The organism is Bradyrhizobium sp. CCGB20 (assembly GCF_024199855.1).
Taxonomy (GTDB): Bacteria; Pseudomonadota; Alphaproteobacteria; order Rhizobiales; family Xanthobacteraceae; genus Bradyrhizobium.
Window position 1 is genome coordinate 235,130 of sequence record NZ_JANADN010000001.1, and the last position, 15,263, is coordinate 250,392.

Below are 15,263 nucleotides of genomic sequence, written 5' to 3' on the forward strand. Positions count from 1 at the left end.
ATACAGGGCGGACTATCTGTCCGCCCGTTGCTGCTTCTTCGCCAGCAACTGCCGCAGCGCCGTGACCTTCGCCGCGGCCTGATCCGGCGGCAGGTCACCTTTCACGATGGTCTCGGCCTCGGCCTGCTTGCCTTGCAATCCTACGACGAGCGCGAGATTGGCGCGCACGCGGGCATCGGCGGGATTTCGCGCATTGGCGCGGCGCAGCGTTTCCTCGGCCCGCGGCAGATTGTTCTGGAGCATGTAGGACAGGCCGAGATTGGACAAAACCTGCGGCTCCTCGGGCACGATTTTCAGCGCGGTCGCATAATATTGCTGCGCCTCTTCGTTGCGGCCGAGCTGGTCGAGCGCCGCGCCCTGCGCCGACAGGATGCGCCAGTCCGGATCCTCAGGCGTATGCGCGCGGCTGAGCACATCGAAAGCCTGCTGGAAATTGCCGCTGTCGGCGAGCGCGCGGCCATAGCCGGCGAGCAGCGCCTTGTTGCTGGGATGATTGAGCACGGCCTGCTCCATCACCGCGACGGCCTGGGCGCGCTGGCCGGTCTCGCGCAGCGCCTTGCCGTATTCGAGGGCAACGTTGGGATCGCTCGGCTTGGCGCGATAGCGCTCGCGAAGGGCGTCCATGTCCGGCTTGGGGTCGGCCGTGGCGGCAGTTTCCGGCTTGCCGCCCAGGGCGCCGGTGACGTCCTCCAGACTCGTGGTCTGGCAGCCGCCGAGGGCGAGCACCAGAAGCGCGGAGAACAGATATCTCGCCGGGGGAGAGGCAAGGGACGAACGCTTGGGCATACTCTGATCACTCGGCGATTGATCAGAGATGCTTACCGATTAACGCTAAAGTCCCGTTAAGGACGCGGCCGCGACGGCCTTAGTCGGTGAACTCGGCGCCGAATTCGCAGCCGATGCGCCAGCGCAGGCGGCATTGGCGGGAATAATCGGGCGCGAAGATGATCGTGAATTGCGGCGGCACTTCCAGAAACTCCGCCACGACTTTCACGCCGCCATCCGAGATATCCGTGATCGTGCAGTCCCGCGGCAGCGATCCCGCGCCAAAGTGAATCTTGGCGAGCCGGCTGCACACCCGACGTTCGCTTCTCCGGCGATTTGCAAGCATTTGAATTGTTCACCCGTTAGACCACGGCCCATCCCGCACCCTAGGAGTAGCGAACATTCGTTGGGATGTGCTGATGAGAGCCGCTCGCATTCGAGGCGTAGTGTCTGCGTGATGTTTACGACTGGTTAGGGATTTCCGGGCCCTTGAATCGTTCCCGTATTGTTCTTGCAGAAAAGGCCGCGCTCTGCTACCCCTAATTGCACAAGAGGGCAGGCTGGTTCGGGCATGGTTCAGCGGGTTTCTACCGTCGCCTTTGAGGGGATCGAGGCCCGCGCGGTCGACGTGCAGGTGCAGGTCGCGCCGGGGCTGCCGGCCTTTGCCATCGTCGGCCTGCCGGACAAGGCGGTGTCGGAGGCCCGGGAACGGGTCCGGTCGGCGCTGATCGCCTCGGGGCTGGCGCTGCCGGCGCGGCGGATCATCGTCAATCTCGCGCCCGCCGACCTGCCGAAGGAGGGCAGCCATTACGACCTGCCGATCGCGCTCGGGCTGATGGCTGCGATCGGCGCGATTCCGCCGGATGCGCTGACCGGTTTTACTGTTCTCGGCGAGCTCGGTCTCGACGGCTCGATCGCGCCGGTGGCCGGCGTCTTGCCCGCCGCGATCGGCGCCAATGTGCGCGAGGAAGGCTTGATCTGTCCGGCAGCCTGCGGCTCGGAAGCCGCGTGGGCGAGCCCGGACATCCAGATCATTGCCGCAACTTCGCTGATCCAGATCGCCAACCATTTCAAGGGCACGCAGGTGCTGTCGCGGCCCACGCCGAAAGTGCACGAGACGGTCACCTCCCCGCTCGATCTGCGCGACATCAAGGGCCAGGAAAGCGCCAAGCGCGCGCTGGAGATCGCAGCCGCCGGCGGACATCATCTGCTCATGTGATCTTCCCAATGCCCATGAGGGGCGGCGTTAGGGAAGACGGAACCATGAAACAATTTACGGCAGTGGCGTGTCGCCACATCCTCACCGCATTGATCAAGTGGAGCTGGGCTGTTCAGGCCTCAGGGGAGCGCAAGCAAGCCCGAGGGGAACGTATGGAGGCGTTGGCTCACGACCTCGCCGTCCGCTGCCGCTGTGTTGATGATGTGCTTGCCACCATCACCAGCGATGCCCTGAGCAGCCGCTGAGAGCACCCGATGGACACGATCAACACCGAGCGGCCCGCGAGGGCGTACAGCTACGTTCGGTTCAGCACACCTGAGCAGGCCAAAGGCCATTCACTCCAGCGTCAGACCGAGGCGGCGCAGGCGTGGGCTGCAGCCAATGGCGTGGTGTTGGATGATGAACTGACATTCGAAGACAAGGGGGTCTCGGGGTTCCACGGCGCAAACCGAGAGACAGGCGCATTGGGCGTGTTTCTTGAGCGCGTTCGAGACGGCACCATTCCTCCCGGCTCATGGCTTCTCGTGGAAAACCTCGACCGCATCAGTAGGCAGGTGGCACGAAAGGCCGTGCGTGCCATTGAGGACATTGTTGAGGCGGGGATAACCGTTGTCGACATGTCTGATGGGGGCCGGGAGTACAACGCCGCTGCGCTCGACAGCGACCCAGTGCTGTTCCTCATGATGGTGCTTCGCTTCATCCGCGCCAACGAAGAGAGCGCCACTAAGGGCGTGCGTGTGGCCAAGGCGCACGCTGCCAGACGACAGAAGTTCGCCGGGCACGAGAAGCTCACAAAGCCATACACCCGTAGGCTACCTGCGTGGATACGATGGAGCGACGAAGCGTCGGCGTATGAGCTGATCGAAGAACGAGCCGCACTGCTGCGGTGGATGTTCGAAATGGCTGACGATGGCATGGGAGAATACAGTATCGCTGCGCACCTCAATGCCACCAAGGTGGACACTTGGGGCGCAGGCAAGTGGAAGGCAGCTCATTGGCACCGCAGCTACATTCGCAAGCTCCTGACCAACAAGGCCGCCATCGGAGTATTCGTGCCGCACCGGGTGCAGAAGGTCGACGGCAAGCGCACCAAGCAGCGTGTTCCACTGGAGCCAATCGCCCACAGGTTCCCCGCAGCAGTCGAGCGGGAACTGTTCGAGCGCGTGAATGCGCGGCTGAGCACCACCGAAGCACGCGGTAAGAACGCCCACGCCGCCGCGCGGTCCATCTTCGCCGGCGTGATGAGATGCCAGCACTGCGACGGCACCGTCACACGAGTGAACAAGGGCGACCATGTGTATCTCGTGTGCTCGGCAGCGCATGCGAAGGCAGGCACACACCGCTATGAGAGCGTGCCATACCTTCAGGCGGTGAGAGCGTTCAAACATAGTCTGAGGTTGACGCTCGACACCGCGCCTCGCGGCAACGACACCGGAGAGATTGAGGGCAAGATTGAGCAGTTGAAGGTTGAAGTCGATGCCGGAGAAGAGCGGGTGAATGAGTTGCTGGAACTCACCATCAGCGACAGGAGCAGGGCTGCTAAACACGCGTTACAGAGAGCCGAGCAAGACCTTGAGGCAACGCAAGAGGCCCTTAGGAAAGCATCAGAGCGGCTCGACACGCTCACAAGCACCAACGTCAAGAAGCGATTGGCTGCTGTAGAGACGGCACTCACGAAGGAACCGATGGACACCGAGGAGGCCAACAAGGCGATCCGGGGAGCCGTGCGCAAGATGGTCATGCGCCCACAGGAGGGACGCTTGGACATCCTATGGCATCACGCAGAGGAGCCTCAGGAGACGCTGTTCATGACGCGCCGTTTCGACTGGGACGCCCATCAGCTTGAAGACCAAGAGCAAGAAGACAAATGAGCCGGAAGAAGACTAAGCGAGCACGCCGGACCCTCACGCGAGGAAACGTGGCGAGGCCGAGCGACACCCGAGAAACCGTCGAGGACTTGGAAGCAAGGCTATCGACCGCGGGGGCACCTACCCTGCCTGTGGAAGCGGGCGCGATTGTTCAAGTCGACCGCAAGCACCTCAAGGTGGCCGAGAAGGTGTTCCAGTGGAGGGTACAGGGACGCAATCAGATACCGAGCGATGACCACATCTTGCAACTGGCGCAGGTGATCCAGCGCGGGGAGCAAATGCCGCCCATCCTCGTGTTTCCCGTGGGGCAGGACTACTACGTAATGGACGGTCACCATCGGCTTGCGGCTTACGACATGGCGAGCTGGGGCAAACCTATACCTGCTCGGGTATTCACTGGGAATCTTAGGGAAGCCGAACGCGCCGCCCTTCGTGCCAATAACAAGAACAAGCTCCCGTTCAATCGGGATGATCGAACTGCGGCGGCTTGGCGGCTGGTGCGGCAGAAGGACCCCCACGACAGCATCAGGAGCATCATGGAGGACACCGGTGTAGGCAAAGGCACCGTGAACAACATGCGCGACGTGCTTAAAAAGCTGGAGACGGCCGGCTATTCGCCAGAGGAAATCAGAGCGTCTTCCTGGAACAGAGCGAGGCAGGTGGCGAGCCGCAGCCCCGAGGGCCAAGAGCACGAAGACTGGATCGAGGCAGAAGCACAGAAGCTGGTGGACGCCATACGCAACGCCAAGCTGGGGGCGAGGCTCCTCAAGTACACCGACATCACGGCGCTCGCCTTAGCCAAGCTAAGCCCTGACCTGCCTGATGCTCTCATAGCAGAGTGGGCGCCGGAGCCAGAGATTGACCTCAACGCGCCTCTGACGCCCGAAGAGGAGGATTTCTGAACAGAGTCGGCCTCCCCGTCTACCCAAACACTGGGGGTGCCCATTTGGGTAGCGAGTGGCAGCGGGAGAGCGCGGTCGAAGGCTTCCTATTTGCTTTTTTGATCGCCATTTCAATGACTTAGAGCGGTCGACGGTATTATCAGTTTATAACTACTTGGTGGAACGGCCCCGTCCACCAGCACCCCGGGCATTATCCCCGTGAGAACATCCGTAGAACTTTTCCCCAGATGATGGGATTCCGAGGGATAAATCCGGGAAAATGGCTGGACGCAGCCGGAATCACTGTAAATTGGGACCAGCAGACCACGAATCGCGGCCTCTCCGCCCGATGCCCTTGGAGCCCTGATACGGCCGGGGCGCCGGTGCGCTTCGGGGCAGCGGGGACCTACCCCGCAGGAGAAAGCCAATGCTTTCGTGTTCGCTGCCGCGGCCGGTCTATGTCCGGTCGTACTTCCGTACCCGTAAGGGACGGCTTGAGTTCGTTACGGAGCACTGCCGCGGGAGGCCCGGCTCACGCCGAGGCCACACCGCGACCGCGTCTTCCTAACGTCTCGTCCAAGACTTGGCCCCTGCTCTCACCGGCAGGGGTCCTTTTTTCTCCACCGTCGAGGGCGGAGAACACGAATCCGAAGCGACCGATCAGGTCGTATCGGAAATGCCCCAAAATCGTTTATGTTTCACACGTGTTTGCTGAGATGCCTGCTCGGCATTCCACCGAATCGCTTTCATTAAAGCCTTCGGCCGCCTCAAGAATTCCCCCGACCATTCCGAGTAGGAAGAATCCTATTATTCCAATTCGCAGAACGCAAACGTTTCACGTGGCGTGAAACAGCGTTTCACAGCGTTTTCCCCTGTGCTCGTGCGGGTTCCCAGTGTGCCCTCTTCAACGTTTCACGCAACCGCGGCCTCTCAGCAGCTCCGTGCTGAGGCTCAGACCTTGCTGGATTCGGACGTTGGCACCCCCGTGGGCGGCACGGGCGCGGAAGGCACAGCCGCGGGGCTGGGGGGCACAGCCGAACCAGCGGGCAACGGGAATGTGAACGGCGCAGCAGGAGGCGCCATGGGTGTCGGAGGAGGCGAAGGGTCGGCGGGCCTCAAGCTGATGTCGCCCAGCTCAATTGCCCGAGCAACCAACGCGTTGTACTTGTCCTCGCGCATACCGCGGGTTTTGCGCTCATGGTGCTTCTGGATCACCTTGTAGGGATTCAGGATCAGCGCATAGCTTGCGGGACCAGAAGCACCGCTTTGCAAGTTGATGAACTCCAAATTGTGGAGAATCTTGAGGCGGTCTTTCCAGGTGCGTTCGGCGCGCTCGCTCGAAAACCCCGAATGGAAGGCGATTTCGCGCGCTTTGGCCAAAGTCGCAAATCCTTCGTCAAAACTCCGATTCCAAAGCTCCAGATAAGTCGACGACACGGGCTTATTCTTGGAGAGGTCATCCATGATGCTCATGATGAGCGCCATCGTGCTTGGGATGGTGCTGAAGCCGTCGTGCGTATGGCGAGACCAGAGGTCCCCTTCGTTCAAATCCGGCCAAAGTTGCGCCCTCAGTTCTAATTGGCGCTTCGCAATTTTCTTCGGCGGTTTCAGAAACGACGGCATGCGGGCCATTGGCGACAGTCCTTCAAATGGAGGGTGGGCGAGGTTTGGACCCCCGCCCTTGCTGTTCCTCATCAAGGGAGCTTAGGTTGACTGGGTTTGGACCCCAGAGAAGCCGAAAGCAACAACGATGAAAATTCTAGATTAAAATGTAATAGTTTCAAGGACTTAAACGGAGCTACTGGGGAGGGTGCGTGACACAAAATGCGCATCACAGGGGGGCTGGCGCCCGCATTGTATCACAGTTGCCGGTACGAGTAGGGAGCCGGACTGTTTTTAATCATTTTGGTATCAAAGACTTAGTCGTGTTTTGCGATGCTTACATGATTGGATGATTCGGTGATTGTGGATGCTTGCGATGCTTGGACTTCTACCGGGGCACCTGAGGGGCGGATTCAGCCCATCACAACGGCCCGAGAAGGACCCTCAGAACGAACAGCGCCAGTTCCGCGGAGCCCTGATTTAGGACCGTAAGAACCCGATGCGGATCAGGGGGCCAGCATGAGCATTACCGCGGCAGTAACAAGGAAGGTTGCCGCCCCAGCAATGTAGCCGATCGAGCGCAGGGGATGGGCGTCCCCTTGAACAAAGAACCACTGTGAGAACTTCCCTGCCGCGCGAAGAGAGTTGAGCACTTTCGCCACTATCACGCCAAGCGCAAAGAGAGGGAGCCAGAGATGCACCAGAAACGCGGGCGCCAAGAAGGCCCATCGAAAGGTCTGGTTCGCGATGAAGCGCTTCCATTGGTAAAAATCGTCAATGAAGTAGCGCCATTCGAACGTCTGGGTCTGGAGCGAAAAGCGGGCTACGTCCGTGACTGCATAGGAGAACGCAACGATAAGCCCGCCGAGTAGTGGAGCCGTAATCAGAGCGAACAACGGCCGCGGTCCCGCGAGAATAAGCCATCGCCTGATGAGGAACAGGGACAGGTAGTCAGCGACAGCGTTTTGCAGCATTTGGCCAAACGCGCTTAGGCCTATCACGCTGGGGGCGTGCCGGATAAATAGAAAAGCGGGCGGGAAGATTTGAAATGAAACGACGCAAGTGACCACCGCCGAGACGGCAAACGACCTCAGAACGGCTTGCCAGCCCAACAGGGGCGCCGTGTAGAACCGATCGAAGACGTACAAGACAGCATCAGCAACGTCCCGCTCGTTGTATTGGCGCCCGCTGAACCACGCGGAGATTGCCTTGCGGGCTCTTGGGGCGGCATTGCGATCCAACAGCCAAAACAACGAAAACACGGCGAAGCCATAGACAAGAGGCGGCCAGAAGCCGAGCAGCTTGAGCAGCGAAGCCATAGTTTCCCAACCCACAGTTGACCTGAAGATTAGTGAATACCGCGACGTTCTCCAACAGATTGAATCCTTTGCTGGTGCGGATGCCGGACCGCATTAAACCTGGATTTGGAAGGCCCGGGGTGAGCCCGTACTGCAAATAGGGTCCGGTGCGAGAAGCGAGGCTCATTCCTGACAAGGCACCGCGTCGGAACACGCGGCTTGTGCTCCTTCAGGACACCAAGGTCATGCGATGGCACTCGCATGCTGCACGATAGCCGCCCCAAGCATCAGTCGGAGAATGGCTCTTGCGGAGGGAAACAGCAGCGCATGCACCCAGAGAGCCCGCGGAAGCAACGCAGGGTCACGAGCGCTCAGCAGGCGCTGGGGCGACCGCAGGCCCCACCAAGACGTAACGGATCCCCCGGCCGAACAGCCAAACAGCACCTGCCGCCAACAAGAGTGCCCATCCAAGGACAGGCTCACCACCGTTGATCCAGATCATGACGGCAGGCGCCGCGCAGACGAGAGCGACAGCCGTAAAGAGCCAACCAAGGAAGACACCGAGGCGGCCCAGCATTCCAAGCTCAGGACCCGGCAACGGCGTACTCGCTTTGGGCGAAGGCCGCGGCGCTGGCGCGGCGCCCGCTGGGGCATTGGGCGGCACCACAGGAACCCCTGAGGACTTCGCGGGAGGCTTCGCAGGGGACGGAACGCGCTCCAGTCGCTCTTTAATCGGCGACATCAGCGCTACGCAGATCAGCACGACGAAGGCGGTCTCGACATCGAACAGAACGTAGTGGATTAGGCGATCCACGATGACCCAGTGCGTCGGTGCGAAGTCCGTGGGGACATCAAGTTGAGAGCCGAGCGTATAGGAGGGCCATTTACCAGTCTGCACCCACTGAACGGCTTGGTAGCCGAGCCCGATCGCAGCACCAAGCGCAACTACCTCGCCAAGCACTGCGAACGCACCAAAGAACATCACGGCATAGATTGCGAAAGTCACCCAGTCCACGGCGGTCGTCCCCAAATCAGTGTTCATGCCGACCGTAGCGGACGCTTGCAGACTGGCTCAACACAACGTTGGTGCAACAACGCCCCGGACAACTACGGACACTGCGGCCATGAGTCAGGCAGAGGCTGACCCTTAAGCCGGCTATTTTGAAGCCGGGATGGCGGGGCTTTCCAAAATAGGGTCCGGTGTTCGAGAGAGGACCCATGAAATCCAAGAAGGAAGCTGAACAAGTGAGACTGGAATGACCGACCAACGCTTCATAACAAAGTACATCCCCGCGCTGCTCAAGAATCGGCGACGAGCATGGAGGGCCACGGGCGCATCATTGAGCACGTCCTCAACGAAGACCCTGCTCTGAAGAGTTACGAGTTCCAAGCAAGCCTTCTGGTCAGACAACGGAATGCTGGTGATCTTCCAGAAGCGGGAATGACTGTTCAACTACCGCTTTGCCATTGACGAAATCATTTGCTGATGATCGGTGCGCCCGGTGCCGGCAAGTCGATGCTGGCGGCGCGCCTGCCCTCGATCTTGCCGCCGCTGTCGCCGGGCGAACTGCTCGAAGTCTCGATGATCGCCTCCGTGGCCGGCGAGATCGAGGGCGGTGCGCTGACCGCGCGACGGCCGTTCCGCTCGCCGCATCACTCTGCGAGCATGGCCGCGCTCACCGGCGGCGGCATGCGCGCCAAGCCCGGCGAGATCTCGCTCGCGCATCAGGGTGTGCTGTTTCTCGACGAGCTGCCGGAATTCGATCCGCGCGTGCTGGATTCGCTGCGCCAGCCGCTGGAGAACGGCGAGGTCTCCGTCTCCCGCGCCAATCATCGCGTGACATATCCTGCGCGCTTCATGCTGGTCGCGGCGATGAATCCCTGCCGCTGCGGCAACGCGTTCGAACCCGGCTATGCCTGCAAGCGCGGCCGCATCGACCGCTGCACCGGCGATTACCAGGCGCGCATCTCCGGTCCGCTGATGGACCGCATCGATTTGCGCATCGAGGTGCCCGCGGTGACCGCGGCCGACCTGATCCTGCCGCCGCCGGCGGAAGGCTCGGCCGAAGTCGCCGCGCGCGTGGCGGCGGCGCGCGACATCCAGCTCGCGCGTTACGCGGATGCGGGCCTGCCGCAGATCCGCACCAATGCCGAGGCGCCGGCCTCGGTGTTGGAAGAGATCGCAAGGCCGGATGCGCAGGGCCAGAAATTGCTGCGCGATGCCGCCGAGACCATGCGGCTGTCAGCGCGCGGCTATCACCGCGTGCTGCGGGTGGCGCGCACGCTGGCCGATCTCGACGGCGCCGACAAGATCGGCCGGCTGCATCTCGCCGAAGCGCTGTCCTACCGCGCACTCGCGGAGGATGTGCGCCAGTTGGCGTGACCGCTTCGCGCGTCAACCCGGCGGTAACGAGTTTCCTTTACGCTCTGCAAACCATACGGCCCAAGAGCTCGTAAGCGAGTTCCCAAGAGCAGTTCACTCGGGCGTGGCGAGTAGCGTGTCATGTTGCGTTTCAAGATCCTGGCTTCGGTTGTTCCCCTGCTCGCGGCCGCGGTGTTCGCGCGCGGCGAGATCGGATCGGTCTCGCATCCCTGCATCGCGCTGGGCGACACCTCGGTCGAGCTCACATCCCTGTTCTGGACCGCCGGCGTCCATGTCGCCTTCACCGACGATCCGTCGCGGGCCACGGTGCGGGTCCGGATCACCGACGATGCCGACGAGGCAGACTTCGCGGTCGTGGACGACGGTCTCGGCTCCGAGCCCGACTCCTGCCAGGCCAATCCGGCGACGCGCCTCATCACGATTGCCGCGCAGCCGGTCGACGGCGGCCCGGTCATTTATCTTTCCACCGACGGCCCGGCCGATTATCGCATCTATGTGCGCTCGAAGACGTTCTCGCAGCGCGAAGCGGCCGCGCTGATCGTCGGCGCCCATGGCGGCCACCGCCCGCTCCCGCTCCAGGCCGCCTCGCTCTGACGCATTAAGACCTCGCTAACCCTGTTTGGAGGCCGAACCAAAGCCTCAAGCTGTTCGCAAGGTCGGCGAGACATCGTCGCACGCAGCGGCGGTGGGGTTTCGGACAAGAATCGGGGTCGGTGGCGATGGGTCGGACGTTCCGGATCAAGGTGCGCATGCGCCGCTTCAGGCGACAGCATCCCCGCATCGCCTTCGCGATCCGCTCCTTCATGATCTTCTCGGCGACGTTCGGCGCCGCCTATGGTTTCGTCTCGGGCAGCCGGTCCGAGAATTCCGGCTACGATCCCAACGCATTCGCAATCGGCGCGAGCTTCCTGTTCGCGCTCGCCTGCCTCGGCCTCGCCACGCTCAGTATGCGGCTGCGCTTCGTCAACAAGCGGATGCGCACGCTGGCCGCCCACAACGAAGCGCTGATCGACCGCAATTGGGAGCTGAAGGAAGCGGAAGAACGCGCCCGCAGCCTGTTCGAACAGCAGGGCGATTTGATCGTGCTGCGCGACCATCAGGGCCGCATCAACTTCGCCAACGACGCCTATTGCGCACTCGCAGGACAGGCGCGCGGCGCGTTGGTCGGCACGCGCTTCGATTTCGACGTGCTGGAACAGGGCGACGGCGCCCGCGAAAGCAGCGGCACGCGCGTCCACGACCAGAAGATCGCAACCCCGCTCGGCGCGCGCTGGATCGCCTGGCGCGAAGGTTATGTCCGGCTCGATGCCGGCCAGCCCGCCGAATTGCAGAGCGTCGGACGCGACGTCACCGACCGCACCGAGACCGAGCGCGCGCTGTCGGACGCGCGCGACCAGGCCGATGCCGCCAACCGTGCCAAGTCGCGCTTCCTGGCGATGGCCTCGCACGAGATCCGCACGCCGCTCAACGGCATCATCGGCATGGGCGGCCTCTTGCTCGACACCACGCTGACGCCGGAGCAGACGACCTATGCCAGGGCGGTGAAAACCTCCGGCGAGGCACTGATGGCACTGATCGAGGAGCTGCTCGACTATTCCAAGATCGAAGCCGGCAAGCTCGATCTCGAGCAGCGCCCCTTCGCGCTCTCGACCCTGATCGAGGAGATCACCGAGCTGCTCGCGCCGCGGGCGCAGGCAAAGAAGCTGGAGATCGCCGCCTATGTCGACGAGCGCCTGCCGCTCGAGGTGGTCGGCGATGCCGCGCGGCTGCGCCAGGTGCTGCTCAACCTCGCCGGCAACGCCATCAAGTTCACCGCGAGCGGCGGCGTCGCGCTGATCGTCGAACCCGGCATCTGGCCGAACGAGATCAGCTTCCTCGTCCGCGACACCGGCATCGGCATCGCAGCCGAAGCGCGGACACGCATCTTCCGCGAGTTCGAGCAGGCCGACGAACGCATCGCCCGTACCTATGGCGGCACCGGGCTCGGCCTTCCGATCAGCGAACGCATCGTCAAGCGCATGGGCGGCCGCATCACCCTGGAGAGCGAGCCGGGTAAGGGCTCGACCTTCGAGGTCGCGCTCCCGCTTGCACCATCGCAAACCGGCGCGGGACAGACGGCGTTCCCAAGCCCCGATCTCACCGGCAAGTCGATCCTCCTGATCGCCGACGGCATCGAGGCCTCGCTGATCGCGCGGCGCCTGGAGCGCTGGGGCGGCCAGGCCTGCATGGTCGCGGATGCGGCCGTCGCCGAAGCGCTGCTGCCGGAACGCTCATGGCATGCCGTGCTGATCGATCGTGCGATCGGTCCTGCCATTGCCGACCATCTCGGCGAGACGGCCCGCACGCATGCGCTGCAGCGGCTCGTGCTGCTGACGTCGAGCTCGCGCCATGAGAAGCTTTCGCCGACCTTTACCGGCTTCCTGGTGAAGCCGCTGCGCGCGGCCTCGCTCGCCGCACGCCTCGCGCAGACCCCGGAGGTCGCCTCGCCCGAGCTCGCGCCGGAGCCGCCGGCTGACTCCGCCAGCGCGGTACCGGTGAAAGGCCTGTCGATCCTCGTTGCGGAGGATAATGAGATCAACGCGCTGCTGATGCGCTCGCTGCTGACCAAACTGGGGCACCGCGTCGTTATCGCCGTCCAGGGCGCGGCCGCACTGGAATCCTGGCTTGCGGCATCATCGGCCGGCACGCCCTATGACCTCGTGCTGATGGACATCCAGATGCCGCAGCTCGACGGCATCGAGGCGACCAAACGCATCCGCGCCCATGAGGCCGCCACCGGCGGCCACCACACGCCGATCCTGGCGCTCACCGCCAACACGCTGGTGGAGGATCGCTATGCCTGTTTCGAGGCCGGCATGAACGGATTTCTGATCAAGCCGCTCGATCGCGAGAAGCTGGACGAGGCACTGGCCGGGCTCGCGGCGTCACGGCATCTGGCGGTGTAGCTGCAATCGACGCTGCCGTAGGGTGGATTAGCGAAGCGTAATCCACCAACTTCGCTCCGCAATTGCGGAAGCATGGTGGGTTACGCCGTGCGAACTGCGCTTTGCGCAGTCGCAGGGCTAACCCACCCTACGAAGCTACAGCCTTCGCAGCGCCACGCTCGCCACAGTATGGTCCGCGCCCTTCTTAAGGATCAGTGTCGCGCGGGGGCGGGTCGGCAGGATGTTGTCCTCGAGATTGGCGAGGTTGGTGCGCTCCCAGATCGCGATCGCGGTGGCGGTGGCTTCCTCGTCCGACAACAGCGCATAGCGGTTGAAGTAGGATTTTGGATTGGTGAACGCGGTGTCACGCAGCGCCAGGAAGCGCTTGATGTACCATTGCCGCAGCGCCGCCTCGTCGGCGTCGATATAGACCGAGAAATCGAAGAAGTCGGAGACGACGGGGACCGCCTTGCCGTCGCGCGGCAGCTTGCCGGTTTGCAGCACGTTGACGCCCTCGACGATCAGGATGTCGGGCTGGTCGACCTCGGCCCACTGGTTTGGCACGATGTCGTAGGTCAGATGCGAATAGACCGGCGCGCGCACATGACGGCGGCCGGACTTGATGTCGGAGAGAAAGCCGAGCAGCAGCGGCAGATCATAGCTCTCGGGAAAACCCTTCTTCTGCATGATGCCCTGCCGCTCGAGCACGGCGTTGGGATACAGAAATCCGTCCGTGGTGATCAGCTCGACCTTCGGGCGCGGCGACCAGCGCGCCAGCAGCGCCTGGAGCACGCGGGCGGTGGTCGATTTTCCGACCGCGACCGAGCCGGCGACGCCGATGATGTAGGGCACCTTGCGATCGCGGATGTCGAGGAACTGGCGCTCCGCGTAATACAGGCGCTGCATCGCATCGACATAGATCGAGAGGAGGCGCGACAGCGGCAGATAAATGTCCTCGACCTCCTGCAAGTCCAGGCGATCGTGCAGTGAGCGCAGCCGGTCGAACTCGCCCGGCTCCAAGGTCATTGGCGTGTCGTCACGCAGTCGCGACCATTGCTCGCGCGTATAGACGCGGTACGGATTATACTGCTGCTCGGGTGCGCGGATATCCATGACGCGACCTTTCCGTTGGGGCGTACTAGCCCTTACGCGAAGCTTTCTCTTCCAACCCTGACATCGAGGTCCGCTTGTCCAGCGCGGCCTCGACCTCTTCCAGCTTTACGCCTCGCGCCTTGAGCAGCACAAGGAAGTGGTAGAGCAGGTCGGCACTCTCGGCGATCAGATGCGCGCGATCGTTTTCGACTGCTGCGATTACGGTTTCGACTGCTTCCTCACCGAACTTCTTGGCGCAATGCTCGGCGCCCTTGTCCAGGAGCTTGCGGGTATAGGACGCTTCACCGCCGGCCGCCGCGCGGGCGTCGATGGTCTCGGCCAGATCGTGGATCGTGAAACGCGGCATCGGAATTACTCAGAAACACGCTTGGCAGCACTTTGGCCACGGAGGCCATTCCCCGTCAGCCTGTGTAGCATTTTTATGATCGGGAGTCGTCAGGCATCGAGGCGCATGGCCAGTCCGCGCCGGGCCATGTGCTCCTTGGCTTCGCGGATGGTGAATTCGCCGAAATGGAAGATCGAGGCGGCGAGCACGGCCGTGGCGTGGCCGTCGCGGATGCCGTCGACGAGATGATCGAGATTGCCGACGCCGCCCGAGGCGATCACGGGGACGGGAACGCTGTCGGCGATCGCCCGGGTCAGCGGGATGTCAAAGCCCTGCCGGGTCCCGTCGCGGTCCATGGAGGTGAGCAGAATTTCACCAGCGCCAAGCGAGACCACTTCCTGGGCATATTCGATGGCATCGATGCCGGTCGAGTTGCGTCCGCCATGGGTGAATATCTCCCAGCGGTCGCCGCCCGGCCGCTTCACCCGCTTGGCGTCGATCGCGACCACCACGCACTGCTCGCCGAACTTCTCGGCGGCTTCCTTGACGAACTCGCGCCGCGACACCGCGGCGCTGTTGATCGAGACCTTGTCGGCGCCGGCACGCAGGAGCGTCTTGATGTCTTCAACCTTGCGCACGCCGCCGCCGACGGTCACGGGCATGAAGCAGGCCTCCGCCGTGCGCCGGACCACGTCCAGCATGATGCCGCGGTTCTCATGGGTCGCGGTGATGTCGAGGAAGGTGAGCTCGTCGGCACCGGCCGCGTCATAGGCGATCGCCGCCTCGACGGGATCGCCGGCGTCGCGCAGATCCACGAAGTTGACGCCCTTGACGACCCGTCCGTCCTTGACGTCGAGGCAGGGGATCACGCGCACCTTGAACATC

The 15,263-nt window shown here is 62.8% G+C and carries 13 protein-coding genes and 2 pseudogenes; 7 read left to right on the forward strand and 8 right to left on the reverse strand.

Annotation, left to right across the window (positions count from 1 at the left end):
* Positions 1-12: 12 nt before the first annotated feature.
* Positions 13-786, reverse strand: a complete 774-nt coding sequence (locus NLM15_RS01030) for a tetratricopeptide repeat protein (RefSeq protein WP_254114798.1) — start codon at positions 784-786, stop codon at positions 13-15.
* Positions 787-865: 79 nt separating this feature from the next.
* Positions 866-1,111 (reverse strand): PilZ domain-containing protein, encoded by a 246-nt coding sequence (locus tag NLM15_RS01035; protein ID WP_011083489.1) that lies wholly within the window; start codon positions 1,109-1,111, stop codon positions 866-868.
* A gap of 225 nt (positions 1,112-1,336) precedes the next feature.
* Between NLM15_RS01035 and NLM15_RS01040 the strand changes: the two are divergent.
* The 4 genes and pseudogenes from NLM15_RS01040 to NLM15_RS01055 all read left to right on the forward strand — a co-directional run.
* Positions 1,337-1,981, forward strand: a pseudogene (locus NLM15_RS01040) (magnesium chelatase domain-containing protein); the annotation flags it as partial.
* Positions 1,982-2,028: 47 nt separating this feature from the next.
* A complete protein-coding gene (locus NLM15_RS01045; RefSeq protein WP_254114799.1) occupies positions 2,029-2,229 on the forward strand; it encodes a hypothetical protein in 201 nt (66 codons plus the stop codon).
* Between the two features lie 9 nt (positions 2,230-2,238).
* Positions 2,239-3,855 carry a recombinase family protein gene (locus NLM15_RS01050; protein ID WP_254114800.1) on the forward strand — a complete coding sequence of 539 codons (1,617 nt, stop codon included), beginning with the start codon at positions 2,239-2,241 and terminating at the stop codon, positions 3,853-3,855.
* Entirely contained in the window at positions 3,852-4,754 is a 903-nt protein-coding gene (locus NLM15_RS01055) for a ParB N-terminal domain-containing protein (RefSeq protein WP_254114801.1), read from the forward strand. The genes NLM15_RS01050 and NLM15_RS01055 overlap by 4 nt, the downstream gene beginning before the upstream one ends.
* Positions 4,755-5,684: 930 nt before the next feature.
* On the opposite strand, the gene NLM15_RS01060 is transcribed toward NLM15_RS01055, so the two are convergent.
* From NLM15_RS01060 to NLM15_RS01070, 3 genes are all read right to left on the reverse strand, one after another.
* Positions 5,685-6,365 (reverse strand): hypothetical protein, encoded by a 681-nt coding sequence (locus tag NLM15_RS01060; RefSeq protein ID WP_254114802.1) that lies wholly within the window; start codon positions 6,363-6,365, stop codon positions 5,685-5,687.
* Between the two features lie 476 nt (positions 6,366-6,841).
* A complete protein-coding gene (locus tag NLM15_RS01065; protein WP_254114803.1) occupies positions 6,842-7,654 on the reverse strand; it encodes a hypothetical protein in 813 nt (270 codons plus the stop codon).
* 340 nt (positions 7,655-7,994) lie between these two features.
* Positions 7,995-8,648, reverse strand: coding sequence for a hypothetical protein (locus tag NLM15_RS01070; RefSeq protein WP_254114804.1), 654 nt, complete (start codon positions 8,646-8,648; stop codon positions 7,995-7,997).
* A 459-nt stretch (positions 8,649-9,107) separates the two neighbouring features.
* Between NLM15_RS01070 and NLM15_RS01075 the strand changes: the two are divergent.
* From NLM15_RS01075 to NLM15_RS01085, 3 genes and pseudogenes are all read left to right on the forward strand, one after another.
* Positions 9,108-10,016, forward strand: a pseudogene (locus NLM15_RS01075) (YifB family Mg chelatase-like AAA ATPase); the annotation flags it as partial.
* A gap of 120 nt (positions 10,017-10,136) precedes the next feature.
* Complete coding sequence (locus NLM15_RS01080; protein WP_254114805.1) at positions 10,137-10,610, forward strand: hypothetical protein; 474 nt, start codon at positions 10,137-10,139, stop codon at positions 10,608-10,610.
* Positions 10,611-10,735: 125 nt separating this feature from the next.
* The gene (locus NLM15_RS01085; RefSeq protein ID WP_254114806.1) at positions 10,736-12,961 is read left to right on the forward strand and encodes an ATP-binding protein; all 2,226 of its coding nucleotides are present in this window, start codon (positions 10,736-10,738) and stop codon (positions 12,959-12,961) included.
* 135 nt (positions 12,962-13,096) lie between these two features.
* On the opposite strand, the gene coaA is transcribed toward NLM15_RS01085, so the two are convergent.
* The 3 genes from coaA to hisF form a co-directional block, all read right to left on the reverse strand.
* A complete protein-coding gene (gene coaA / locus NLM15_RS01090; RefSeq protein ID WP_254114807.1) occupies positions 13,097-14,053 on the reverse strand; it encodes a type I pantothenate kinase in 957 nt (318 codons plus the stop codon).
* 25 nt (positions 14,054-14,078) lie between these two features.
* On the reverse strand, positions 14,079-14,399 hold the full coding sequence (locus NLM15_RS01095; protein ID WP_254114808.1) for a phosphoribosyl-ATP diphosphatase: 321 nt from the start codon (positions 14,397-14,399) through the stop codon (positions 14,079-14,081).
* Positions 14,400-14,488: 89 nt separating this feature from the next.
* Complete coding sequence (hisF, locus tag NLM15_RS01100; protein ID WP_254114809.1) at positions 14,489-15,262, reverse strand: imidazole glycerol phosphate synthase subunit HisF; 774 nt, start codon at positions 15,260-15,262, stop codon at positions 14,489-14,491.
* Position 15,263 lies beyond the last annotated feature (1 nt).